Here is a 22,483-nt window from a genome sequence, read left to right on the forward strand (position 1 = left end):
GTATTTTTCGTCGGGTTTGTGCTATCCATTTTTGGTGGATTAATGAATGATTCAAACTACACGTTCTCCCTCGGGCTAATGATAGGTTCGACCCTCCTTATGTTAATAAGACTTAATAAGGAGGACTCAACCGGACCAAGGAAGTGAAGTGTCTGGCCATATAGCTTTTACCATGGCCACTGATATTCCCATCTACTTCTGCCGTCCAGGATCGCCGTGGGAGAGAGGCAGCAACGAAAACACCAACGGTAGGCTCAGAAGAAACCTTGCCAAAACAGTGGCCTGTACATCTACGCCGCCACGGACCTAGAGATGATCGCCAACATTCACAACCACAAACCACGCAAAGCACTCAACTGGCGCACCCCAGCCGAAGTCATGACCAACGCCCTGACACAAACCGGTAGTATCACACCCAAGTAACCGTCATCGTTGCAATGACCCCTAGAATCCACAGATGACAATAAAACTAAAAGGTCCCAACTCCTTCCATGGAAGTTGGGACCTTTTAGCGATCTATTTACTTGAACGGGAAGCCGAGCTCGCGCAGGAGCTTACGGCCCTCCTCGTCGTTGGTAGCACTGGTAACGACGGTGATATCCATACCACGGGGACGATCGATCTTGTCAATGTCGATTTCGTAGAACATGGACTGCTCGGACAGGCCGAAGGTGTAGTTACCGTGACCGTCAAACTGCTGGTCAGACAGACCACGGAAGTCACGAATACGTGGCAGCGCGATGGTCAGCAGACGGTCCAGGAACTCCCACATGCGGTCGCCACGCAGGGTAACGCGTGCGCCGATGGGCATGCCTTCACGCAACTTGAAGTTCGCGATGGACTTCTTTGCGCGACGCAGCTGCGGCTTCTGACCAGTGATAGCGGTCAGGTCCTCGAGAGCGCCATTGATGACCTTGGAGTCACGAGCAGCTTCGCCAACACCCATGTTGACGACCACCTTGGTGACGCCAGGGATCTGCATGACGTTGTCGTAGTTGAACTCTTCGTTCAGGTTCTTGCGGATTTCCTCGCGGTAGCGAGTCTTCAGACGCGGGGTGTAGTTCTCGCTCATTTTTAGATGTCCTTCCCGTTGCTACGCGCGATACGGACCTTTTTGCCGTTCTCGTCGAAACGGTAGCCCACGCGGGTCGGGTTGCCCTCGGAGTCAACGATCGCAACGTTGGACACGTGGATCGGGGCTTCTTGGGTAACGATTCCACCGGACTCAGCGCCACGCTCGGTAGCGGAGTTTGCGACGTGCTTCTTGATGCGGTTAACGCCCTCAACGAGGACCTTTTCGCGCTTCGGGTATGCCTCGATGACCTTGCCCTTCGCACCCTTATCTGGGCCCGAAATGACAATCACCATATCTCCCTTATGGATCTTCATAAGATTAGATCACCTCCGGTGCTAGAGAAACGATCTTCATGAAACGCTTGTCACGAAGTTCACGAGCAACCGGGCCGAAGATACGGGTACCGCGAGGTTCGCTATCGCCCTTCAGAATAACTGCAGCATTCTCGTCAAAGCGGATGTAGGAACCGTCTGGACGACGGGTCTCCTTCTTCGCACGGACGATAACTGCCTTAATTACATCGCCTTCTTTTACGCTGCCGCCTGGAACAGCGTCCTTGACGGTCGCGACAATTACGTCGCCGATGCCAGCGGAGCGTCGGACAGAGCCACCGAGAACGCGGATGCACAAAATTTCACGTGCACCAGAGTTGTCGGCGACGCGCAGACGCGATTCTTGCTGAATCACTATGGGTCTCCTGACCTGGATTGATGTGCGACAAGATTTCCGTCCTTGCCACACGCGGTCTACAAACTTGCTGTGCTCGAGCCTTTACAACGAACACCGTAAAGCGTCGATGGGTCTCGGACCGGCGATTCGGAAACGCACCGCTACGGACCGACCAGCTCTCGCAACCTATACATTCAACCATATGGGGGTGGCGCTTTCCAAACTTCGAATGCGAAGCAACTTTTCGCCCTAGCACCCCCCTATTTAGGACAGCTGTGCCTGGTTTTAAATAATCGGACGATTTTTCTTTGCGCAGCGGTAATGCAGCACAAAGAATCCTGTTAATCTTTAGATCCGTTTATCTCTCAGACGGACTCTTCCCTATTCCACTGCCCCCTAAGGACAAAAATAAATCGCATACCTAAAGTTCTGACCGCCACGGCGTTAGCTGGCGCCCTCACCTTCGGCGTCACACCCACCGCCCCTACGCCGGAAGCAAACGCTCAGGCGCAAAGTGGAATTGGAATTGCTGCCTTAGCAGCAGTTCTCGTAATCGGTGGCGTGACGTGGTACCTCGCCAAGGACGGCATTACCTACATCAGAGATCAATCTCGGACTCACTTGGAGCCTACTCCAGAAGAGAAGGCCGCCTCCCAAGAAATGATCAAAAACAACAAAGAAGAAGTAATCGCTCAAAGTGGCGCAATCGAGGAAACAGCTCCTGAGCAGGCCCCCCCGTCGAAACACCGGTGGAAGCCGAAGCACCTGCAGCTGTTGAGGCTCCGCGTGGCATGGCGGCAGAAACCGGCTCGAACACTGTCGCTCGGCTCCTGGCAGCCCTCAGCATTGCAGCAATGATGCTTGGCGGCGTGTTCACCGCCCGCCGGAAATTCTTCGCATAGTTCAATTCTCTTGCACTAAACGGTAGGTGTGCGTTAGCACTCGTATTCCTGAGTAGTCCTAAGGCAATTTCCCACGCGATTGGCCCACAACAAAACTTAGCCGTGCCGGTGTTGGTAGCGACCGACTTGGCGGTCTCTTATGGTTTCTAGGGGATCGATACCGTAGCCATTGTCACCGTGGTGACACCAGCCGCCCAAAGCCTGGGCAACGGCGCAACGGCGCCTAATGAACACCTGCAAGTAAAAGGCTGGGTTTATCCCCAGCCTTTCTTGTATCAGAAACCCCAGCCCTTAAGACGTTGCTTCCTTTGTAGAAGTCTCCGCAGTCTCCTGCTGAGCCTTCGGGTCAACGGTAAATAGGTCCGTCCCAGAGCCAATGAGCTCGCCCTCGCGGAAAGCCGCGGTGGGAATAACGGGACCGGTCTTCTTGGCGTTGGACACAACGATTGGCGTCGTTACCGGCAGCCCCGCTTCCTTGATGGCCTCGATATCGAATTCAGCCAGGACCTCGCCTTGCTTGACGGTATCGCCCTTATTGACATGCGAGGTGAAGTGTTCGCCCTTGAGGTTTACCGTATCAAAGCCAATGTGCATAAGGATGTCAATCGGTCCCACCGCTGGGTCGTCTACGCGCAGGGCGTAGGCGTGGTGGGAAGGAAAGGTCACGGTGATGGTGCCATCGGCAGGCGCGACGAGCTTGCCGACGGTCGGTTCGATAGCAACGCCTTTACCTAGCTTGCCCCCGGCGAACATGGGGTCCTTAACTTTGGATAGGGGCACAGCATTTCCCTCTAGCGGGGAAAATATTGTCGCGGCATCTGCGGCGGCGGAAGCGCTGGCAGCAAACTCTTCAGCAGCCTCGGCGGCCATAGCCTGTGCGGCGGGAGGATTGACCTCATCAGGATCGATGGTGCCGTTGCGGTGGATGAGCACCCGCCCGTACAGGTAGGCCCCGATGAAGGCTGCGGCGAAGGAGATGACACCACACAGCAAGAAGGTCGGGACAAAGCGGGGGACGGAAACGAAACCAATGAAGCCGGCGGCACCGAGGGCATCCGCAAGCACGCCAAAAATGGCGATAAACGTAGACGCAATAGCTGATGCCGCCATACCGATATAAAACGGCCAACGCAGGCGCAGGTTAACGCCGAAAATCGCGGGCTCAGTAATACCAAACAGTGCCGAGATACCTGAGGCGCCGGCCAAGCCCTTGAGCTTTTCGGAGCGCGCCAAGAAGTACACGGCCAAGGCCACACCACCTTGGGCAATATTGGCCATCGAGGCAATGGGGAAGATGAAGGAACCGCCCTCATTCCACAGCATCGTCTCAATGGGCGGGAAGGATTGGTGTAGGCCGGTAATGACGATCGGCGAATAAACCAGACCGAAAAGGAAGCCCGCCACGGGACCGGCAAAGTCATACAAGTTGGCCAGCCCCATGCCCAACCACTCACCGGCGGTGCGCAAGATTGGGCCCAGCCCCATAAAGGTAATAAAGCCCGTCACCAGCAGGGTAAGCAGGGGTGTAAGCATGAAGTCCACGGTGCCCTTGAGGTGCTTGTGCAGGAACTTTTCAATCGTCGCCAGGATCCAGGCGATGACCAGAATGGGCAAGATGGAGCCCTGGTAGCCAGCTTGGGCAACGTCGATGCCAAAGATATCCCAGTAGGGCATCTCGCCATTTTCAATAGCCTCGGCAACGTTATAGCCGCTAACCAAATCCGGCATGACCATCGCCATGGCCATGCCAGCGCCGAGGAATTCATTGCCGCCAAAGCGCTTAGTAGCAGTAAAGCCCACAAGGATGGGCAAGAAAGCAAAGGGAGCGGATGCCAGGAGGTTGACCAGCCCAGCAAAACCTTCCCACGAGGGATACATTTCGATGACGGATTGATCCCCAAATAGTCCCGGCGCGGTCAGCACATTATTTAATGCCATCAACAAACCGCCGCCGAGCAGGATGGGGATTAGCGGAACAAAGATATCGGCCAAGACCTTGACCGCGCGGGAAAACCAGTTGCCGGATTCCGCGGCAATATCCTTCAAGCGATCGGTGGACACGGCGACGTCCTTGGAAATGGACTTGGTCATCTCCTGAAAGACGATATTGACATCACCCGGGCCCACGATGACCTGGAACATGCCACCGGCTTCGAAGGTGCCCTTCAGATCCGGATCGTTGTCTAGCGCTGCGGTATCGACCTTGTCCGAATCATCCAAGACCATGCGCAAGCGCGTGGCGCAGTGGGCAAGGGCAATAATATTTTCTTCGTCGCCTAATGCCTTCAGGGTGCGGGCGGCGACCTCTTTATGCTCCATGGACCGACCTTTGTTATTTAGGTCACATCAAATGACCGGATGTGATTGGCTACTTCCCATTTAAGTCTGTTTGGACCCAAATGTCCACAAAGCAAAAAGCTGTCGACCCTAGTTTCGCAGGGTCTTAGTCCAGCGGCTCCCATGCCTGCCAGGGAGCATCCCCAAAAACGGCGAAGGACGCGGCGATGCGACCGCCGCCGGCAAAGACTTCTACGGCGCAGCCATCGGCAATGAGCCGCATTTCTCCATCGGGGCATGTGATCGGCTCACCGCCGTTGAAAGAGATGGTGCCACCGCCTTGCACCACGCGGAACGCTTCCTTCCCGGTGGCGTCGACAAGCGCATAAGCCCCCTCCCCCGTTACATCGATGGTCGAGCCAAAGCCGTCCCTGCCGCGGGTTTCCGGCAGCGCAGGCCACAGCGGTTCTTGACACAGGTAGTTATCTTCCAGCCACAGCCGCCGCGGAATAGTCAAGGTATGCACCCACCCCTGCGTTGGCGTCTCATCATGACCGGGCATGCCCATCCAGCCCAACAGGATATTTTCCTCGGTTGCTTGCGGCGCATAAAACTGCGTGCCGTGATCCAGAAGGGTAAAGCCGCGCTCAACGTGGAAATTAAGCCCGTCCAAGGTGCCGACGACGTAGCCACACCGGTCCGTTTCCTCCTGTGGGCAGAAGATCAGCACGTGTTTATCCCCAAAGGTCAGCAGGTTGGGACACTCCCACATATAGCCACCGGGAAGCTGCGCGGGATCATCAAAAACAAGCTCACCTTGGAATTCCCACCGCTTTAAATCCTGCGAATAATACAGCACGATGGTTCCGCGTTCGTCTTCCGTTTGCGCACCAATGACCATGCGCCCTCCCTCCCCGGCGCGGGAAATATGGGGATCGCGGAAATGGCCGGTATATCCCTCCGGAGAATCAGCGATGAGCGGGTTGTCGGTATCGCGGACATAGATCCCGCCTTCTGGCCCGGAAGGGTCTATAACCCGCACGCGGTTCTGCGACGGGATGCGGCGCCCGTCTTCTTTCAAGTTCCCCGTATAAAAAAGCCACACGTCAGTGCCATCAACAACGGCCCCGCCGGAGTAGCACCCATCCTTGTCATAGGGCAGGTCAGGATAGAGCGCATCGGGATAATGCCGCCATGGAGTAGGCGCGGACACCGTGGTGGTGGCGTGACCCCAGCCAGTCCGCTTGGGCTTGTGCGGAAAAGCAGGGTCATGCTGGTAATACGCGTGCAGAATATCGCCATCCACAAAAAGGCCATTGGGGTCATTGAGGCGGCCCAGTGGTGGGGCAAGGTGAAAGTTCGGTCGGTGGTTCATGTCCCCGATACTATGGAACTATGACTATTCATGTGTGCGGCGAAGGCCTCGTGGACTTGGTTCCGGTATCCCCCGGCCGCTTGAATGACCTCACCCCGGCGCTGGGCGGCGGCCCCTTCAACGTGGCCATCGCGGCGGCGCGCTTGGGCGCGGACGTGGAGTTTCAATCGCGGATTTCTACCGATGGGTTTGGCCAAGAATTATTTCGACGCTTGGAGGAAGAAGGCGTCGAGACCGCCCACGTGCAGCGCGGCGAAGAACCGACCACCTTGGCGGTGACCACCATCGCGGAAAACGGCACGGCTTCTTATAACTTTTATGTGGAAGGCACCGCAGATCGCTTCGTTGAGCCCAAACTAGCTCCGGCAGATATCGCCTGCTTCGGTACCGTCTCCCTGGCCTTGGAACCGGGCGCTTCCCGCTACGCGCAGCTGCTCAGGGACTTCGCCGCACAGGGAACGCTCGTGGCCCTAGATCCCAGTATCCGGCCCTTTTATGCCACCGAAGCGCATAAGAAATTCCTGACGGATTTGCTGCCACACGTCTCGGTGCTGAAGCTATCAGATGAAGAGGTGGACTTTTTAGGCGAGGACTTCACCAACCAAGTGCCCATCGTGGTCACCACCCGCGGCGGCGACGGAATTAGCGTCAGGGCTGGGGACACGTCCCTCGACGTTCCCGCCGCCGCAGTTGAAGTCACCGATACCATCGGTGCCGGCGACACCATCATGGCAGCCCTTTTGGCGCAATTAGATGAACGTGGCCTCGATGTGGACAAGGCCGCAGCACTAAGCGCCGAAGAGTGGCGCGAAATCCTCCACTTCGCTGCCACCGCAGCCGGCATCACCGTCTCCCGCACCGGCGCCAATCCCCCACTGCGCAAGGAAGTAGAGTCTGCCCTATGAGCTATACCAAGCGCACGCTGTGGATACACCTGGGACTATTCCTCTTAGCGTTCCTCGCGTTCATCCTCCCCGTCGTCGTCGGCACCGCAGCCCTACTCCCCCTCTGGCTCTCGGGTGGAGTAAGCATCATCCTTGCAGCGGGCGCGCTTATCGATGCCGCCTTTAAATTCTTCGCCCCCGCCTCCCCACGCAGCCTCAAGCTACTCTCCGGCATCGCCGGCATCGTGCTGCTGGTGGGCTGGGTAATCTGGATCTACATATACGGCAACATGGCGGCCGTGGGTACGGGCACCTACCGCATTGGCAATTTCCTGTTGAGTGTCGGCTGCGTGCTCAACCTCTTCATCATCGCCATTTCGGTTTTGGACATCCGCCGGTTGGCGCGGCAGTAGCCAAGCCAAACGCTCCTGGCGCTTAGCGCGGGCAGCGCTTAGCTGTCGCTGGGGAGGACGCGGCGAGGGACGATAATGGGGGCATCGCCAAGCGGGTCGTCCCAGGCCTCCGCCTCGATACCATAGGCCTGCGCCAATACCTTCGGAGCCAGCGCTTGTTTCGGCGCCCCGCGCGCGATGATATCGCCGGCCTTCATCACCACCATGGAATCGGAGTAGTGGCCCGCGAGCATGAGATCGTGCAGGACCACAACCACCGTTTTGCCGGCGCGCGCCTGTGCGCGAGCCAGCTCCAACATGCTCATGGCATGGGCGGGGTCAAGGAAGGTCGTGGGTTCATCAAGAAGCAGCACCGGCGTATCTTGCGCCAGAGCCAATGCGAGCCAGACACGCTGGCGCTGCCCGCCCGACAGGGAGGCGATATCGCGGTCGAGGAAGTCCACAATCTCCGTGGCCTCGCAGGCCTGGGCGATGATCTCTCGGTCCGTAGGAGAAAGGCCGCGCATCCTGCCCTGATAGGGGTGGCGCCCGCGCGCGACCAACTCGCCTACCCGCAGCCCATCCGGCGCCACGGGGTGCTGTGGCAGCAATGCCACCTGCTGCGCGGCTTCCTTCGCGTTCATCGCATGCAGGTCAGCCTCCCCGACCATGACGCTGCCCTGCCGCGGGGCCAGGATTTTAGATAGCGTCTTAAGCAGCGTGGACTTGCCGCAGCCATTGGGCCCAATGAGCGTGGTGACCTCACCGGCGCGGGCGTGCAGGTCGACGCCGGCGAGGATATCCTCGCCGTCCTTATATCCCGCATGGATGCCGGTGGCTTCGAGGCTGCACCGGCGCTTCGAGCGCGTGGGCTGATTATCCGTCATATCTTTTCCTTCATCCACGAACGACTGTGTAGGACTTTGTGGTTGGCTCGTTTGTCCGGTCCTCGCTGTCGCGCGCCACAGCGTTTAGGTGCGCCGGGCCGCATTCCACACCAATACCACCAGGGCGCAGCCGCCGATGACCGAGGAAACCGCGCCCACCGGGGCATTGACCGGAATCGCGCCAGCGATGACGGCGCACACGGTCAGCAGCGCTGCGCCCGCGGCTGCCGATGCCACCGGCGATGGCGTAGGCGTGCGCGCCACCATCCGCGCCAGGTGCGGCGCTAGCAGCGCGATAAATCCAATGGGTCCCACCACCGAAACCACCACGGCACAGATACCGGTTGCCGCGATGAGCAACAGGGCGCGCTGGCGGGTGATATTGACACCCAGGGTGGTCGCGGAGGAATCATCATGGGCAAGCAGCGGCAGCTCCCGCGCGCACCAGATGCCTATGGCGAGAAACGGCGCCAGGGCCACCAGCAGAGGGACGATGACCTCCATGCGCACGAACCCGGTCGAGCCTGCCAGCCACGTCTGTGCCTCGGCCGCGCGCTGGATCTGGGCGCTGCGCATCAAATACGCCACGATGGCCTGAAACATCAGCGATAAGGCAATGCCGACGATGACGATGCGATTGCTCGTGCCGATGCCACCCAAGACGGCGAGGAGAATAACGACGAGGAGGGCACCGCACATCGCCAAGCATGCCCGCCACCAGAAGTCCGGGATACCGTCCGCGAAACCGGGGCGCGAATGCACGGTGCCCAGCACCACCAGGACCGATGCGCCGCCAGTAACGCCGAGGATATCCGGCGATGCTAGCGGGTTGCGGGCCATGGTCTGCGTCCACGAACCGGCCACGCCGAGGGCGGCGCCGACGATGACGGTGGCGATGGCAACAGGCAGGCGCAAGTCCCACACCACCCTGATGTGGCTCTCGCTGCCGCCGCCGGTGAGCACATCGAGGACCTGCCGCGGGCTCAATTCCAGCGGCCCTTGCCCCAGCAATACCAGGTAGGCGGCAAGCGCAATAAGGCCAAATACGAGCGTAGAGGCGAGCACGCGGACGTGCTGGCGACGCTGTTGCGCTTGCAGGATACTGTTTATTGTTGTCATGCGTTATCGCCCCACGCTCTGCCCACGCCACGGTGGGCGCCCCAAATGAGGAAGGGCGCGCCCACGATGGCAAGCACGATAGACATCTCTAGCTCCGAGTTACCCACGATGAGCCGGCCGATGATATCGGCCGCGAGCACGGCGCAACCGCCCAAGAGCGCGGAGGGCAAGATCATCGTGGCCACGCTGGGGCCAACCACCCGCCGCACGATGTGAGGGATGGCGAAGCCGACGAAGGCAATGGGGCCCGTTGCCGCCGTGGCGCTGCCGGCCAGCACCACGACGCTGAGCGCCGCGCCCACCCGCGCGGTGGTGGGAGACCCGCCCAAGGCGAGCGAGGACTCCTCCCCCATGGCCAAAAGGTCGAGCGGCCTAGCCGCCATCGCCGCGCACGCGAGGCCAATGAGCAGGCCAATACCCGCAATGGCGACGTCTTCTGGGCCGCGCCCAAAGGTCGAGCCGATGGTCCAGCGCCGCATGCTATCGAGCACGTCCGTGGAATACAGGCCGATGATCGCCGCGCCCGATCCCAAGGCGGCGGAGACGCCGGCGCCGACGAGAATGAGCGTCAGTGGGTCCTGGAACCGCCGCGAGACGGCCAGAACCAGCAGCGTGGTAATGCCCGCGCCAACGAGCGCGAGGGTGGTCCGCATGCCGGTGGTGGTAGCGATGCCAATGGCCGTGCCTAGGGCAACGAAGAACGACGCGCCCGCGGTAATACCGATAAAGCCCGGGTCCGCCAGCGGGTTCCTGGTCCACGATTGCGCCAAGACACCGGCGACGGCAAGGGCCGCGCCGGCGAAATAGGCCAAGAAGGTGCGCGGCATGCGCAGGTTCCACACGATATCGCGGATATCCTGCTCGCCTGCCCTGCGCAGCGCGGCGATGACCTCATCGGGTGGAATGGAACGGGAACCCAGCGCCAAGGACGCCACCGCCAGCGCGAGGCTGGCGAGGATGAGGGCGACAAGGAACGTCGTGCGACCCTTTCCCCGCTCCATCACCGGTGTGGCTGTGGGGTTTTGCGCTGTGGAACCCGTCTGGATAGTCTGGCCGTCCTTCGTGGTTGCTGACAATTACAGCTTCTCTTCAAACTTATCTATTGCCCAAGGGATGGTCACTGGGTTCGGCATGCTCATGGCGTTGCCAGTATCCGTGTCCAGGTAGCGCACACGCTTATCCTTGACTACATCGAGGCCCTGGAAGGTCTTATCCTTCTTCAAGACATCGGCAGAGCCGTTGTAGTCCAGGACAAAGAGGTGATCAACCTGGTTCAGCTTTGCGTAGTTTTCCGGGGCAATGTCAACGAAGAAGCTGCTGTCATCGCCCTTCAACTCATCGGGGATTTCCATGCCAAGATCCTCGATGAACTGGCCGCGCCCATCCTCATCGGTGTACAGGCCAATCTTGCCGTCATAAGGCATGACGATGGCTGCGGACTTGCCCTGCAACTCGGTGTGCTCGCGGCGGAATTCCTCGAAGGCGTTCTCGGTGTCCTTGATAAGTTTATCGCCTTCGTCTTCCTTATCCACGGCATCCGCGATGGCCTCAACTTGGTCCTCCCAGGGAACCTGCCAGTCTTCATAGCCATCCGGCTTGACGGTGGTCGGCGCGATATCCTCCAGGGATTCCTTCGTGCGCGCATCTACTGCCTGGTTCACAGCAATAATCTTGGTGGGATCAGCAGCGGTAATCTGCTCGAAGGTATCCGCGGTGAAACCAGTTGCGGTGTTGTAGATGACCTCAGGCTTGGCATCGCCAAGCAGCTTCTTTGACCACGGGCCAACGCCGGAAGGATCGCCATCGCCCTCAGCGCCCCACGGCGCCACCGTCACGGGAGTAATGCCTAGGGCGAGCAGCGTATCGGCATCCCCCAGGCCCAGGCTAGCCACGCGCTCTTCGCTGGCGGCGTCGGTGGACTGCGTGCTTTCATCGCCCTCACCACGCGAGCAACCGGCTAATGCGACGGCTCCGGCTGACAGCAGTGCCACAACGCCCATGGTGCGGCGTCCGAAAATCTTCATGAAGCTGGCCCTTTCAAAAAGGAAGAAATTGACGTTGCTGATCCTAGACCCCAATCAAAGGATTAGGCAAGGCTTAGCTTCGAACGAGTATGTTGAATGCATGAGCTGTTCCCTACAATCGTCCCCGATGACTGAACACGCACTGATTCCCGTTACCCTGACCGCGAATGAACTGATCCGGCCGCGCCTGCACCGCCTGACGTTTCATGCCGAGGCGTTCCGGACGTATGACCTTGCCGGCCCCGATGAATTCTTTGGCCTTGTCATGCCCCAAACCGGGCAGGAATTTACGCCCTTCCCCGTCGACGGCGTTAACCTCCGAGCCGCCGTCGCCGCTATAGACGAGGAGACGCGGCCGGACCTGCGCTGGTACACCATCCGCGCGCTCCACCCCGAGGAGGCCACTATCGATGTCGATGTGGTCACCCACGGCGATTCCGGCCCCGGCTCGCGATGGATTCTGCGCGCGCAACCCGGCGATACAGCGGGGTTCTTTACCTGCAACGAGATGTGGCGGCCTACCGAGGCTGCGCAGCTATTGGTCGCCGATGCCTCCGCCCTGCCTGCCCTTCGGCACATCCTTTCCTACCAAGAGGAACATGACCCAGCGAAGCTCGGTTCCACCGACGTTGTAGCGGTGGTCACCAGCGATGACGAGGTAGAGCCCGGGCTTACGGACAGGTGGGAGTCCCGCGTGCGCAGCATGCGCGTCCTTCGCACCGAGCCGCACAAGGAGGCGGATTCTGTCGTTGCCACGCTGAAAGCAGATTATGCCGGTGCGCCGACGCCAGGATACGTGTGGGTCTCCGGCGAGGGGGACTTGGCGAAGAAGGTCCGGGGCCTCGTGGTGAGAGATTGGGGCCTTTCTTCCGACGACGTCACCTGGGTGCCCTACTGGTTCTACGGAAGGGCCCGGCCTTAAGAGCTCTAAAACAGCGAAAGGCCCCTGTATCGAACCATATGGTCCGGTACAGGGGCTGCGCTGGCTAGGTTTTACTTAGCCTTCTCGATGATCTTTACGAGACGGAAGTGCTTGTCCTTGGACAGCGGGCGGGTCTCAGCGATACGTACGAGATCGCCTACGCCTGCGGTTTCTTCCTCATCGTGCGCCTTAACCTTCTTGTTAGAGCGCATGATCTTGCCGTACAGAGCGTGCTGCTTGCGGTCTTCGATCTCGACGACGATGGTCTTGGACATCTTGTCCGAGACGACGTAGCCGGTGCGGACCTTAGGAGCACCCTTGACCTTCTCCTTCTTCGGAGTTGGTCCCTTCTTGGATTCAGTCACGTTAGCCTCACTCATGATTAAGCCTCAGCTCCCGGAGCGACAGACAGGCCCAGCTCGCGCTCGCGCAGAACGGTGTAGATGCGGGCAATGTCGCGCTTAACCGTGCCGATGCGGCGGTTGTTGGTCAGCTGGCCGGTGGCCTTCTGGAAACGAAGGTTGAACAGTTCTTCCTTCGCATCCTTCAGACGGGTTTCCAGCTCTGCGTTGTCGAGCTCACGGAACTCGTGGGCGGGGGTACCGGTTGCCATTAGAACTGGTCCTCCTTCTTGATGATGCGGACCTTGCAAGGAAGCTTCTGGCCAGCGCGGCGCAGAGCCTCGATTGCAACAGCCTCAGTTGGGTAGCTCATCTCGAAAAGTACGCGGCCAGGCTTCACGTTAGCCACCCACTTCTCAACCGGGCCCTTACCAGAACCCATACGAACACCGAGCGGCTTCTGGGTCAACGGACGGTCCGGGAAGATGTTGATCCACACCTTGCCACCACGCTTAACGTGGCGGTTGATGGCAATACGTGCGGCCTCAATCTGACGGTTGGTGATGTACGCAGGCTCCAGTGCCTGGATTGCGTAATCGCCGAAGTTAATGCGGTTTCCGCCCTTGGACACGCCACGACGGCTCGGGCGGTGCTGACGGCGGTACTTAACACGCTTAGGAATCAGCATGGATTAGCCCTCCTGCTTCTGCTGTGCACGCTGGCGGCGCTGGCCACCGCGGCGGGAGCGACCGTTGCGGTCACCACGGCCACGGCCCTGTGCCGGAGCGTTCAGTTCGGACTCGCGTACGCCACCGACGACGTCACCCTTGTAGATCCACACCTTGATGCCGATGCGGCCGAAGGTGGTGTGGGCCTCTGCGGTGCCGTAGTCGATCTCGGCGCGAAGAGTGTGCAGCGGAACGCGGCCCTCGTGGTAGCGCTCGACGCGGGACATTTCTGCACCGCCCAGGCGGCCGGACAGCAGGATCTTGATGCCCTTAACCTGTGGCTGGCGCATAGCGGACTGGATAGCCTTGCGCATTGCACGACGGAATGCGACGCGGTTAACCAGCTGCTCCGCAATGGAGTGAGCAACGAGGGTTGCGTTTGCGTCTACCTGCTTGACCTCGAGGATGTTGAGGGCAACCATCTTGCCGGTGAGCTTTTCCAGCTCGCGACGGATGCGGTCAGCCTCAGCACCACGGCGGCCAATCACGATGCCCGGGCGGGCGGTGTGAATGTCCACGCGTACGCGGTCACGGGTGCGCTCGATAACAATGTCGGCGATGCCGGCGCGCTCGAGGCCCTTGTTGAGGTAGTTACGAATCTTGATGTCTTCGGCTACGTAGTTCGCGTAGTCCTTATCCGCGAACCAGTGGGTCTTCCAGTCGGAGGTGATGCCCAAACGTAGGCCGTGAGGATGGATCTTCTGGCCCATTACTTGGCCCCTTCCTGCTGGCTTTCGACAACCACGGTGATGTGGCTGGTGCGCTTACGAATCATGAATGCACGACCCTGTGCACGCGGCTGGAAACGACGCATGGTCGGTCCCTCGTTGGCGTATGCCTCAGAGATGACCAGGGTGCGTGGGTCGAGGCCGAAGTTGTTCTCAGCGTTAGCGGCTGCGGAAGCAACGACCTTTGCAACTGGCTTGGAAGCACCCTGCGGTGCGTACTTCAGGATTGCCAAAGCTTCGCTTACGGACTTGCCGCGGACCAGATCGAGCACACGACGTGCCTTCATCGGGGTAACGCGGACGTAGCGGGCCGTGGCGGATGCGGAGGTGATGGTCTCACTCATCGCTTATCGACGTCCCTTCTTGTCATCCTTGACGTGACCCTTAAAGGTCTTGGTTGGTGCAAACTCGCCCAACTTGTGGCCGACCATGGAGTCCTCGATGAAGACCGGCACATGCTTGCGGCCGTCGTGGACGGCGAAGGTGTGTCCGATGAAATCGGGGAGAATGGTCGAGCGGCGAGACCAGGTCTTGATGACCTGCTTGGTGCCTGCATCGTTTTGAGCATCCACCTTGTTGAGGAGGTGCTCATCGACGAACGGGCCTTTCTTAAGGCTGCGTGGCATTGTTTACCTCCTCTTAGCGCTTCTTGTTCGGGCGACGACGGCGCACGATCATGTTGTTGGAGTAACGGTTCGGGTTGCGGGTGCGACCCTCCTTGTGACCCCATGGGGACACTGGGTGGCGACCACCGGAGGTCTTACCCTCACCACCACCGTGTGGGTGGTCAACCGGGTTCATAACGACACCACGGACGGTCGGGCGAACGCCCTTCCAACGCATGCGGCCGGCCTTGCCCCAGCGGATGTTCATCTGCTCGGCGTTGCCAACTTCACCAACCGTTGCGCGGCAACGGATGTCCACGCGGCGGATTTCAGAAGACGGCATACGCAGAACTGCGTACTTGCCTTCCTTACCCAGCAGCTGGATGGAAGCACCAGCAGAGCGAGCCAGCTTAGCGCCAGCGCCAGGCTTGAGCTCAACAGCGTGGATGGTCGAACCGGTCGGGATGTTGCGCAGCGGCAGGTTATTGCCCACCTTGATATCTGCGTTCGGGCCGGACTCGACAACGGCACCCTGCTTCAGGCCCTTCGGCGCAATGATGTAGCGCTTCTCGCCATCTACGTAGTGCAGCAATGCAATGTTTGCGGTGCGGTTCGGGTCGTACTCAATGTGAGCGACCTTTGCCGGAATGCCGTCCTTGTCGTTACGACGGAAGTCGATCAGACGGTAACGGCGCTTGTGGCCACCGCCGATGTGGCGGGTGGTGATGCGGCCGTAGTTATTACGACCACCGGTTTTGCTCAGCGGGCGCAGCAGGGACTTCTCCGGAGTCGAACGAGTGATCTCGTCAAACTCAGATACGGAGGATGCGCGGCGACCCGGAGTTGTCGGCTTGTACTTACGAATAGCCATAATTCTTCCTTTTCCTTTCGGCTCTCCGGTGGCGCTTAAGCGCCTGCGCCGAAGACGTCGATGGAGTCGCTGCCTTCACGGAGCGTCACGTATGCGCGCTTGGTGGACTTACGCTGACCGAAGCCGGTGCGGGTGCGCTTGCGCTTACCTGCACGGTTTACGGTATTCACGGAGTCGACCTTCACGTCAAAGATCTGCTCGACGGCATCTTTAATCTGGGACTTGTTGGAGTCTGGGGAGACGAAGAACGTGTAAACGTTCTGCTCCATCAGACCGTAGGACTTCTCAGATACAACCGGGGCGATGATGACATCGCGCGGGTTAGAAATCTTAGCCATTAGTTCTCCTCCTTATCCGCGCCGGTAGCGCGAGTGATGAAGGTGTGTAGCGCCTCAACGGAGAACACAACGTCATCGGAGTAGAGAACGTCGTAGGTGTTGAGCTGACCGGCGTCCAGGATCTGAACGTTCGGCAGGTTATTAGCGCTACGACGGGCGTTGATATCCTCGCGGCCGATAACCAGCAGCACGTTGTCGCGCTCGGTCAGGGACTCGAGGAAAGCCTTGGCCGCCTTGGTGGACGGCTTCTGGCCTGGAACCAACTCTTCGATGACATGGATGCGCTCGTTGCGAGCACGGTCAGACAACGCACCGAAGAGAGCAGCCTTGATCATCTTCTTAGGGGTGCGCTGTGCGTAGCTACGTGGCTGCGGGCCGTGGACGGTGCCACCGCCGGTGTAGTGCGGCGCACGGATGGAACCCTGGCGCGCACGACCGGTGCCCTTCTGGCGGAAAGGCTTGCGGCCACCACCACGGACAGCGCCGCGAGTCTTGGTGGCGTGGGTGCCCTGACGAGCAGCAGCAAGCTGTGCGTTGACAACCTGGTGCATCAAAGCAACGGATGCCTCGGTGTCAAAGATTTCAGCCGGCAGGTCCACGGAGCCATTGGTCTTACCTTCAGAGGTGTGGACGTCTAGCTTGAGGTTGCTCATGCGTGTGCACCGCCCTTCACTGCGGTCTTAACGGTGACGAGGCCGCCGCGCGCACCAGGGATAGCACCCTTGATGAGCAGCAGGTTGGACTCGACATCGACTTTCTGAATCTTCAGGTTTTGGGTTGTCACGCGGTCGTGGCCCATGCGGCCAGCCATGCGCTTGCCCTTGAAGACGCGGCCCGGGGTAGCAGCGCCACCGATACCACCAACGCGGCGGTGAGCGGCCTGGTTACCGTGAGCTGCGCCCTGACCCTGGAAGCCGTGGCGCTTCATAGCACCAGCGTAGCCGTGGCCCTTGGTCTGGCCGGTGACGTCAACGAAGGTGATGCCTTCGAAGATGTCTACCTTGACCTCTTGGCCAACCTCGTATGCGGAGGTGTCGTCCATGCGGATTTCTGCAACGTGACGACGCGGGGTTACGCCAGCCTTCTTGAAGTGACCAGACTCAGGCTTGTTTGCCTTGCGTGGGTCAATCTCGCCAAAGGCGATCTGGATGGCACTGTAACCATCGGTTTCGGGGGTGCGAATCTGGGTGACAACGCATGGCCCTGCTTCAACGACGGTAACCGGAACAACGCGGTTCTCATCGTCGAAGACCTGGGTCATGCCGAGCTTCTTGCCCAGAATGCCCTTGATCTCGTTTTCACTCATTATTAGTTCTCCACCAAAGTCGCTTACTGGATGTTCACGTCGACGCTTGCCGGAAGATCGATGCGCATCAAAGCATCAACGGTCTTCGGGGTCGGGTCGAGAATATCGATCAGGCGCTTGTGCGTGCGCATCTCGAAGTGCTCGCGAGAGTCCTTGTACTTGTGCGGAGAACGAATAACTGCGTACACGTTCTTCTCGGTTGGGAGCGGCACTGGGCCAACTACACGAGCACCCGTACGGGTAACGGTCTCGACGATCTTCTTTGCAGAAGCGTCGATTGCCTCGTGGTCATAGGCCTTCAGCCGAATGCGGATCTTTTGTCCCGCCACGCTTATCCTCTTCCTCGCTTCCCCACTTTCACATTCCCGGCGTTTCCGGGGCGTGAAGCGGTGGGAAATTGCTTCTCGATTTCTCTATAACGTTGTCCGGGCCTGGGGCCTGACACAACGCCAGTGGTCTGACTGTCATGACAACCAAGAGATACAGCACATGGCAAATGCCAGTCTGCAGTGCTCCTGACGGGGTACAAGACCCGTAGTCAAAGTATTGTGAAGAGGACGGTTTTCACGCATTACACGTGGAGAGTGTCCTATTCGCTAACTGCCGCTGTTTATTTGCCATGCCCCTTCTCCGGTCCATCGTCTCGGGGTGTCTCTGCTCTAGCGCGGACCTAGCCCGATCGGATGACCTTCCAGTCTGTGTTTCAGGAAACCCCTGAGCCACGGTGACAACGAAGGTGTCATGTTCGCTTTACCAGCTCAGCGTCTCCCCGATATGCACCGTGTTTAAGACGGCCCATTATCGGTTCGCGCTGCCCTGTTAAAGCAACCTAAGTATTTAAGCACGATGGGCTGGTGTTTTTCAAACCACTCCGGCAATAGTGCCAATAATCACGTTTTGGTAAATATTGTTGTCCTAGACCCCACGTCTGCTTGGGCGGTAGGTACGCTCAAGGAAGGATTTTGAACCGTTGGTTCTTGGTCCTTCAATTTCATATTGCGACCATGCAAGTCAATTTTTAAGGAAAGGCCTTAAAGACCATGTCTGAGAACAACACTCCTGCAAAGCACTCTGAGAACAACGTTGCCGCTTCTGAAGAGCGCGAGGTAAACAACAACCTGGAGACTCAGTACGGCACCACCACCATTGATGACGTCGTTGTTTCCAAGATCGCTGGCATTGCAGCCCGCGAAGTTTCCGGCGTTGACTCCCTCGGTGGCGGCGGCGCTCGCATGATGGGCACCATCCGCGAGTCCTTCGGTGCATCCGAGGACGTACGCCAGGGTGTTGACGTAGAGGTAGAAAACGGCTCCGCAAAGATCGAGATCGCCATCACCGCTGAGTACGGTGTTGCTATCCACGAGCTGGCTGAGGCAATCCGCCGCAACATCATGAATGCTGTCGAGCGCATGACCGGCCTGACCGTAGAGCGCGTTGACGTTGTCGTTCACAACGTCAAGCTGCCGAAGGAAGACTCCGAGTCTGAAGAGCAGGCTGCACTGAACCAGGGCCAGGCATAAGAACAATGCCTGAACCCCGAGCACAATTTGAGCTCGAGGTAAGCCACGCTCACGCAATTGCGGAAGCGGTGCAAAAGCTCAACGGTGTCGCGGGCCTTGACGGCGGACGCTACGGCTCGGTGAACCTACTCTTCCCGGGCGAAAGGGTTTCCGGCATGCGCCGGCCCGATCCCCGCGACGATCGCCACCTGCAAATCAACGTTCGCGTTGATATCAGTGCGCAACCTGATCTGTACCGTCTGGCGGAAGAAATCCGCTCGACCGCCCGCAAGGCATGTACGGAACTAGATCGCGTCGACGTTGAGTTTTCTGATGCCGTAGATGGCTTATCCGCTGCTCCCTCGAAGGATTAGATATGAAAAATTACACCACATTGGGCATTGTTATCGGCCTGCTACTTGCCTTCTTTTTGTACTTAGGTTGGGGTTGGATGCTGCTGGCCGTGCTGCTTGCTGCCATCGGTGGTCTCTTGGGCTCCCACTTTGATGGCCGCATCGACCTCACCGCTGTGTGGAATGGCCTCATTGGCAAGGAGAAAGGCCAAGGCTAATGTCAGAAGGTTCCACTAAGGGCCACACGCGTTTCTCGCTGCGGACCATGGAACGAATCGTGACCGCCGCAATTGCTAGCGTGCCTGGCACAAAAGATTTAGATGCCAAGCTTGCTGGCATTGGCGGACGCGGTTATCCACGGGTTTCGGTACAGATGGATCCAGAGCGTGAAGTCGCTGCCGTGAGCGCGACCATCGCTGTGGTGTGGCCGTCTCCGGTTACCGCAGTCGCGGAAAGTACGCGTGCCGCCATTTCAGAGGCTATTGCTGCCCATACCGGCTATTCCACCACCCGCGTTAATGTCACCGTCGGTGAATCGGTTCCGGATACCCGGGTTACCGCAGAACAGCTTGCGCAGCGTCCTGCCGCTTCAGCTTTTACCCCGGAGGTCAGTCCTTCTACCGTGACCCAACCCGTTACTCAGGACTCGGTCGAAGTGCGAAGCATCGAGACTCCGGAAGAAGCAACGGTTCGCAACGTCGACACCCCGCAAGAGGCGGAAATCCGCGAAATTTCTTCTGGAAAGGAAGTTGCTGTTCGCGGAGTATCGACACCCTCTGGTGACACGCCAGTGCGCTCCGTCGATACGCCGCGAGAAGCATCGGTGCGCAGCATTTCCGCTGCTCTTCCAGACCACCAGCTGCTAGAAATTAGCGCTCCAGAAGATCACGAACCGCGTCGCATCGTCGAACCACGCCCAGAGCAGGTACGCAGCGTTCGCGCTCCGCGCCCTGGCAGGTTGCTTCCGAGCGGACAGGTACGCCCCTTTGTCAAAAAGGCAAAGGTCTCTGTTCCCCGTCCGCAGCCTTTGCGCAAAATCGAGATCGACAATTCAGAACAGAAAAAGCGCGTTCGCATTGCCCGCCCGGCTCCCCTGCGCAAGGTGCAGCCACCGCGCCCGCAGCCGCTGCGCAAGATCGAGATCGACAACTCCCGAAGCGAGCAACGCGTGCGGACCGTTAGGCCCGCGTCACTGCGCAAGGTTCAGACCCCGCGTCAGGAACCGCTAAAGCGCATTGAGGTATCGCCAGCTAGCCAGCGCCCGTTGCACGTCTATGCGCCACGACCTGAGCCGCTGCGTGCCATTTCCATTACCCCGTACCACGAGCAAGGAGGCAATAATGGCTGAAATGAATTTGCCTGAGCATTTCGGGCAGCGGCCCAAGGCGTCTCCTGCAGTGCGCACGTGGACCGTAATTCTGGGTTTCGTTCTGCTTGCCATTGGCATTGTGGGTGTCCGCGAAACCTGGCTTGTCGGAGCAGATGCCAATGCCCAATCGTGGGTTCAGCCGGTCCTTGATCTTATTGCCACCGAGCAATTAGAGACGTGGATGATCTGGGCTGGCGTGGCTTCCATCGTGGTTGGTCTCATCTTTGTATTCGCTGCGGTAAAGACCCGTCGCAATACCCACACCCAGGTCGCTTCCGAGTCCGCTTCCATGTGGATGCGGCCAGTCGATGTCGCGCGATTGAGCTCTGCTGCAGCACGCCGTGTTCCGGGAGTTGCTTCCGCGCAGACTTCGGCGGATACCAAGAGCGCGAAGGTCACCGTTAATGGCGATGAGCAAGACGCCGATTTGCCTGGGCGAGTGGAAAAGGCTGTCACCCGCGCTTTAGAGGTCCTTGCAGACCCACCCAAGGTCACCGTAGCCGTAGAGAAGATTCCGGAGATGGATAATCATGTCTAAAAAGCTTGCTACCTTTGACCGAATCCTCCTCGGCTTGCTTGGAATCATCCTCATCGCGCTAGGTGTATGGCCGATCCTCATTAACTTCAATGTGGAATTTGCTGAGTACTTGGCCGAGTGGGTAGACCACGATACGTGGCGCACTTTGGGCGATAATAATTGGTGGGTGTGGGTCTTGGCTGGCGCCTCTGCCCTGCTGCTCATCATTGGCTTGTGGCTCATCGTCGTGAACCTTCGTCACCGCCGCTTTAATAATGTGGAATCCGCAGCCTCCAATGAACAAGGAGCAATCTCTGCATCCATGAACGCCATCGCCACCGCGGTGGCCAAGGATCTGGACTCGCTCGATGGAGTGGAACGCGTAGACCGCTTGGTTGCATACGACCGCGCCCGCCCAACGCTGCAGTACACGGTGGTTGCTAACCCAGATACCCCGCTGGAGAGACTGACTGATGCTGTGGAGACCAATGAACGCGACTTCCGGGAGGCTTTCCCCGACGCTGACCTGGATACCAGTTATAAGCTGCACTTCACCAAGGTCAAACCTATGAAGGATTTAGCTGAATAAGGGGTTTGGGGTCTCTGCAATAAGGACCTCAACCACCCTGCCCAATCGCGCATAATCGCCGCCCTCGAGGAGTACTTCCAGCTCCTCGCCGGGGCGGCATTTTTCTATCCTTTTCCACGCATAATCGCGGGCCACCACCCGCCGATTCTCCTTATGAAAGAGATGCAATCCGTGGTCTAGAACTGCAATCGCGTCCTCCAAGCGGAGGACATAGACAAAGTCACCCAACTCGTAGCGGCTCAGGCCGCTAAGTTCCGGCAGCGGTTCATCCAGGCGCATGATGCTGGAGACGATCCCAAGCCGGTGTTCAAAGCCCTCAGTATCCGTAACCACAAAGGGCCGCCCGGGCCCCGTTGGCCTAATGGCGCTGTATTCCCACACCACCGGCTGAGCATTCGGGCGGCGCACAATGATGCGGGAGGTATCGGCGGTGATGCGGGAGGTGGGGGCATCGCTAAGCACGAGCCACACACCAGTGCCCACGCGGCCGCCCTCAAGGGGCAGTAGGGGCGGGTGGACCTCGGCCTGCCGTTCAAGTTCGGTCACCAAGTCCGCGTCGCTCACGCCCCAGCCGATGCCCCGGTTGGCCAATAAGGCAAAGAGCGTCGGCAGGCTCAGATCGGGCTGGCCCTCCCATGCGTTGCGCAGCGCCGCCAAGGTCGGGTCAATGCGAGTGGGATCTTCCATAAGGGTCTAGCCTACCGAGCCATTCC

The 22,483-nt window shown here is 59.1% G+C and carries 30 protein-coding genes and 1 pseudogene; 10 read left to right on the forward strand and 21 right to left on the reverse strand.

Features of this window, described 5'->3' with window-relative positions; all coding sequences use genetic code 11:
* Positions 1-112: 112 nt before the first annotated feature.
* Positions 113-423, forward strand: a pseudogene (locus MHX65_RS11660) (transposase); the annotation flags it as partial.
* Positions 424-520: 97 nt separating this feature from the next.
* Here MHX65_RS11660 and rplE read toward each other — a convergent pair.
* The 5 genes from rplE to MHX65_RS04995 form a co-directional block, all read right to left on the reverse strand.
* Positions 521-1,072 carry a 50S ribosomal protein L5 gene (gene rplE, locus MHX65_RS04975; RefSeq protein WP_005276969.1) on the reverse strand — a complete coding sequence of 184 codons (552 nt, stop codon included), beginning with the start codon at positions 1,070-1,072 and terminating at the stop codon, positions 521-523.
* Between the two features lie 2 nt (positions 1,073-1,074).
* A complete protein-coding gene (gene rplX, locus MHX65_RS04980) occupies positions 1,075-1,389 on the reverse strand; it encodes a 50S ribosomal protein L24 (protein ID WP_005276967.1) in 315 nt (104 codons plus the stop codon).
* A gap of 4 nt (positions 1,390-1,393) precedes the next feature.
* Positions 1,394-1,762, reverse strand: a complete 369-nt coding sequence (gene rplN / locus MHX65_RS04985; RefSeq protein WP_023025193.1) for a 50S ribosomal protein L14 — start codon at positions 1,760-1,762, stop codon at positions 1,394-1,396.
* 1,175 nt (positions 1,763-2,937) lie between these two features.
* Entirely contained in the window at positions 2,938-4,965 is a 2,028-nt protein-coding gene (locus MHX65_RS04990) for a sucrose-specific PTS transporter subunit IIBC (RefSeq protein ID WP_239269107.1), read from the reverse strand.
* 124 nt (positions 4,966-5,089) lie between these two features.
* Positions 5,090-6,298 (reverse strand): glycoside hydrolase family 32 protein, encoded by a 1,209-nt coding sequence (locus MHX65_RS04995; RefSeq protein WP_239269108.1) that lies wholly within the window; start codon positions 6,296-6,298, stop codon positions 5,090-5,092.
* Between the two features lie 20 nt (positions 6,299-6,318).
* Here MHX65_RS04995 and MHX65_RS05000 point away from each other — a divergent pair, with 20 nt between their 5' ends.
* Both MHX65_RS05000 and MHX65_RS05005 read left to right on the forward strand, forming a co-directional pair.
* Entirely contained in the window at positions 6,319-7,203 is an 885-nt protein-coding gene (locus MHX65_RS05000) for a carbohydrate kinase family protein (RefSeq protein WP_239269109.1), read from the forward strand.
* On the forward strand, positions 7,200-7,595 hold the full coding sequence (locus MHX65_RS05005) for a multidrug transporter (RefSeq protein WP_239269110.1): 396 nt from the start codon (positions 7,200-7,202) through the stop codon (positions 7,593-7,595). Before MHX65_RS05000 ends, MHX65_RS05005 begins: the two co-directional genes overlap by 4 nt.
* A 38-nt stretch (positions 7,596-7,633) precedes the next feature.
* On the opposite strand, the gene MHX65_RS05010 is transcribed toward MHX65_RS05005, so the two are convergent.
* From MHX65_RS05010 to MHX65_RS05025, 4 genes are all read right to left on the reverse strand, one after another.
* A complete protein-coding gene (locus tag MHX65_RS05010) occupies positions 7,634-8,461 on the reverse strand; it encodes an ABC transporter ATP-binding protein (protein WP_239269130.1) in 828 nt (275 codons plus the stop codon).
* 84 nt (positions 8,462-8,545) lie between these two features.
* Positions 8,546-9,580 carry a FecCD family ABC transporter permease gene (locus MHX65_RS05015; protein WP_239269111.1) on the reverse strand — a complete coding sequence of 345 codons (1,035 nt, stop codon included), beginning with the start codon at positions 9,578-9,580 and terminating at the stop codon, positions 8,546-8,548.
* Positions 9,577-10,581, reverse strand: a complete 1,005-nt coding sequence (locus MHX65_RS05020; RefSeq protein ID WP_239269131.1) for a FecCD family ABC transporter permease — start codon at positions 10,579-10,581, stop codon at positions 9,577-9,579. The genes MHX65_RS05015 and MHX65_RS05020 overlap by 4 nt, the downstream gene beginning before the upstream one ends.
* 75 nt (positions 10,582-10,656) lie before the next feature.
* Entirely contained in the window at positions 10,657-11,604 is a 948-nt protein-coding gene (locus tag MHX65_RS05025; protein ID WP_239269112.1) for an ABC transporter substrate-binding protein, read from the reverse strand.
* Positions 11,605-11,731: 127 nt separating this feature from the next.
* Between MHX65_RS05025 and MHX65_RS05030 the strand changes: the two genes are divergently transcribed.
* Positions 11,732-12,526 carry a siderophore-interacting protein gene (locus MHX65_RS05030; protein ID WP_239269113.1) on the forward strand — a complete coding sequence of 265 codons (795 nt, stop codon included), beginning with the start codon at positions 11,732-11,734 and terminating at the stop codon, positions 12,524-12,526.
* Between the two features lie 71 nt (positions 12,527-12,597).
* On the opposite strand, the gene rpsQ is transcribed toward MHX65_RS05030, so the two are convergent.
* From rpsQ to rpsJ, 11 genes are read right to left on the reverse strand one after another with little or no spacing between them, the layout of a single operon-like run.
* Complete coding sequence (gene rpsQ / locus MHX65_RS05035) at positions 12,598-12,906, reverse strand: 30S ribosomal protein S17 (RefSeq protein ID WP_239269114.1); 309 nt, start codon at positions 12,904-12,906, stop codon at positions 12,598-12,600.
* Between the two features lie 2 nt (positions 12,907-12,908).
* Complete coding sequence (gene rpmC, locus MHX65_RS05040; RefSeq protein WP_005276944.1) at positions 12,909-13,139, reverse strand: 50S ribosomal protein L29; 231 nt, start codon at positions 13,137-13,139, stop codon at positions 12,909-12,911.
* Positions 13,139-13,555: a 50S ribosomal protein L16 gene (gene rplP, locus MHX65_RS05045; RefSeq protein ID WP_005276943.1), complete on the reverse strand. Its 417-nt coding sequence runs from the start codon at positions 13,553-13,555 to the stop codon at positions 13,139-13,141. The genes rpmC and rplP overlap by 1 nt, the downstream gene beginning before the upstream one ends.
* Before the next feature lie 3 nt (positions 13,556-13,558).
* Positions 13,559-14,305, reverse strand: coding sequence for a 30S ribosomal protein S3 (gene rpsC, locus MHX65_RS05050; protein WP_005276941.1), 747 nt, complete (start codon positions 14,303-14,305; stop codon positions 13,559-13,561).
* The gene (gene rplV, locus MHX65_RS05055) at positions 14,305-14,667 is read right to left on the reverse strand and encodes a 50S ribosomal protein L22 (RefSeq protein ID WP_005276938.1); all 363 of its coding nucleotides are present in this window, start codon (positions 14,665-14,667) and stop codon (positions 14,305-14,307) included. Before rplV ends, rpsC begins: the two co-directional genes overlap by 1 nt.
* A 3-nt stretch (positions 14,668-14,670) precedes the next feature.
* Positions 14,671-14,949 (reverse strand): 30S ribosomal protein S19, encoded by a 279-nt coding sequence (gene rpsS / locus MHX65_RS05060; protein ID WP_005276936.1) that lies wholly within the window; start codon positions 14,947-14,949, stop codon positions 14,671-14,673.
* 13 nt (positions 14,950-14,962) lie between these two features.
* On the reverse strand, positions 14,963-15,799 hold the full coding sequence (rplB, locus tag MHX65_RS05065) for a 50S ribosomal protein L2 (RefSeq protein ID WP_005276935.1): 837 nt from the start codon (positions 15,797-15,799) through the stop codon (positions 14,963-14,965).
* 35 nt (positions 15,800-15,834) lie between these two features.
* Entirely contained in the window at positions 15,835-16,137 is a 303-nt protein-coding gene (gene rplW, locus MHX65_RS05070; protein ID WP_005276934.1) for a 50S ribosomal protein L23, read from the reverse strand.
* On the reverse strand, positions 16,137-16,790 hold the full coding sequence (gene rplD / locus MHX65_RS05075; RefSeq protein WP_239269115.1) for a 50S ribosomal protein L4: 654 nt from the start codon (positions 16,788-16,790) through the stop codon (positions 16,137-16,139). Before rplD ends, rplW begins: the two co-directional genes overlap by 1 nt.
* Entirely contained in the window at positions 16,787-17,443 is a 657-nt protein-coding gene (gene rplC / locus MHX65_RS05080) for a 50S ribosomal protein L3 (RefSeq protein WP_005276932.1), read from the reverse strand. Before rplC ends, rplD begins: the two co-directional genes overlap by 4 nt.
* 23 nt (positions 17,444-17,466) lie before the next feature.
* Positions 17,467-17,772, reverse strand: coding sequence for a 30S ribosomal protein S10 (rpsJ, locus tag MHX65_RS05085; protein WP_003848085.1), 306 nt, complete (start codon positions 17,770-17,772; stop codon positions 17,467-17,469).
* A 711-nt stretch (positions 17,773-18,483) separates the two neighbouring features.
* Here rpsJ and MHX65_RS05090 point away from each other — a divergent pair.
* From MHX65_RS05090 to amaP, 6 genes are read left to right on the forward strand one after another with little or no spacing between them, the layout of a single operon-like run.
* Complete coding sequence (locus MHX65_RS05090; RefSeq protein ID WP_005276899.1) at positions 18,484-18,963, forward strand: Asp23/Gls24 family envelope stress response protein; 480 nt, start codon at positions 18,484-18,486, stop codon at positions 18,961-18,963.
* 5 nt (positions 18,964-18,968) lie between these two features.
* Positions 18,969-19,316: a hypothetical protein gene (locus MHX65_RS05095; RefSeq protein WP_005276897.1), complete on the forward strand. Its 348-nt coding sequence runs from the start codon at positions 18,969-18,971 to the stop codon at positions 19,314-19,316.
* Positions 19,317-19,318: 2 nt separating this feature from the next.
* Positions 19,319-19,513, forward strand: coding sequence for a hypothetical protein (locus MHX65_RS05100; RefSeq protein ID WP_239269116.1), 195 nt, complete (start codon positions 19,319-19,321; stop codon positions 19,511-19,513).
* Positions 19,513-20,643 carry an Asp23/Gls24 family envelope stress response protein gene (locus MHX65_RS05105; RefSeq protein WP_239269117.1) on the forward strand — a complete coding sequence of 377 codons (1,131 nt, stop codon included), beginning with the start codon at positions 19,513-19,515 and terminating at the stop codon, positions 20,641-20,643. Before MHX65_RS05100 ends, MHX65_RS05105 begins: the two co-directional genes overlap by 1 nt.
* A complete protein-coding gene (locus MHX65_RS05110) occupies positions 20,636-21,202 on the forward strand; it encodes a DUF6286 domain-containing protein (protein WP_023025174.1) in 567 nt (188 codons plus the stop codon). The genes MHX65_RS05105 and MHX65_RS05110 overlap by 8 nt, the downstream gene beginning before the upstream one ends.
* On the forward strand, positions 21,195-21,770 hold the full coding sequence (gene amaP, locus MHX65_RS05115; protein WP_239269118.1) for an alkaline shock response membrane anchor protein AmaP: 576 nt from the start codon (positions 21,195-21,197) through the stop codon (positions 21,768-21,770). The genes MHX65_RS05110 and amaP overlap by 8 nt, the downstream gene beginning before the upstream one ends.
* On the opposite strand, the gene MHX65_RS05120 is transcribed toward amaP, so the two are convergent.
* Positions 21,759-22,457: a hypothetical protein gene (locus MHX65_RS05120; protein WP_239269119.1), complete on the reverse strand. Its 699-nt coding sequence runs from the start codon at positions 22,455-22,457 to the stop codon at positions 21,759-21,761. The genes amaP and MHX65_RS05120 overlap by 12 nt on opposite strands.
* Between the last annotated feature and the right edge of the window lie 26 nt (positions 22,458-22,483).

The sequence above is a fragment of the Corynebacterium sp. ACRPS genome (assembly GCF_022346005.1).
GTDB lineage: Bacteria > Actinomycetota > Actinomycetes > Mycobacteriales > Mycobacteriaceae > Corynebacterium.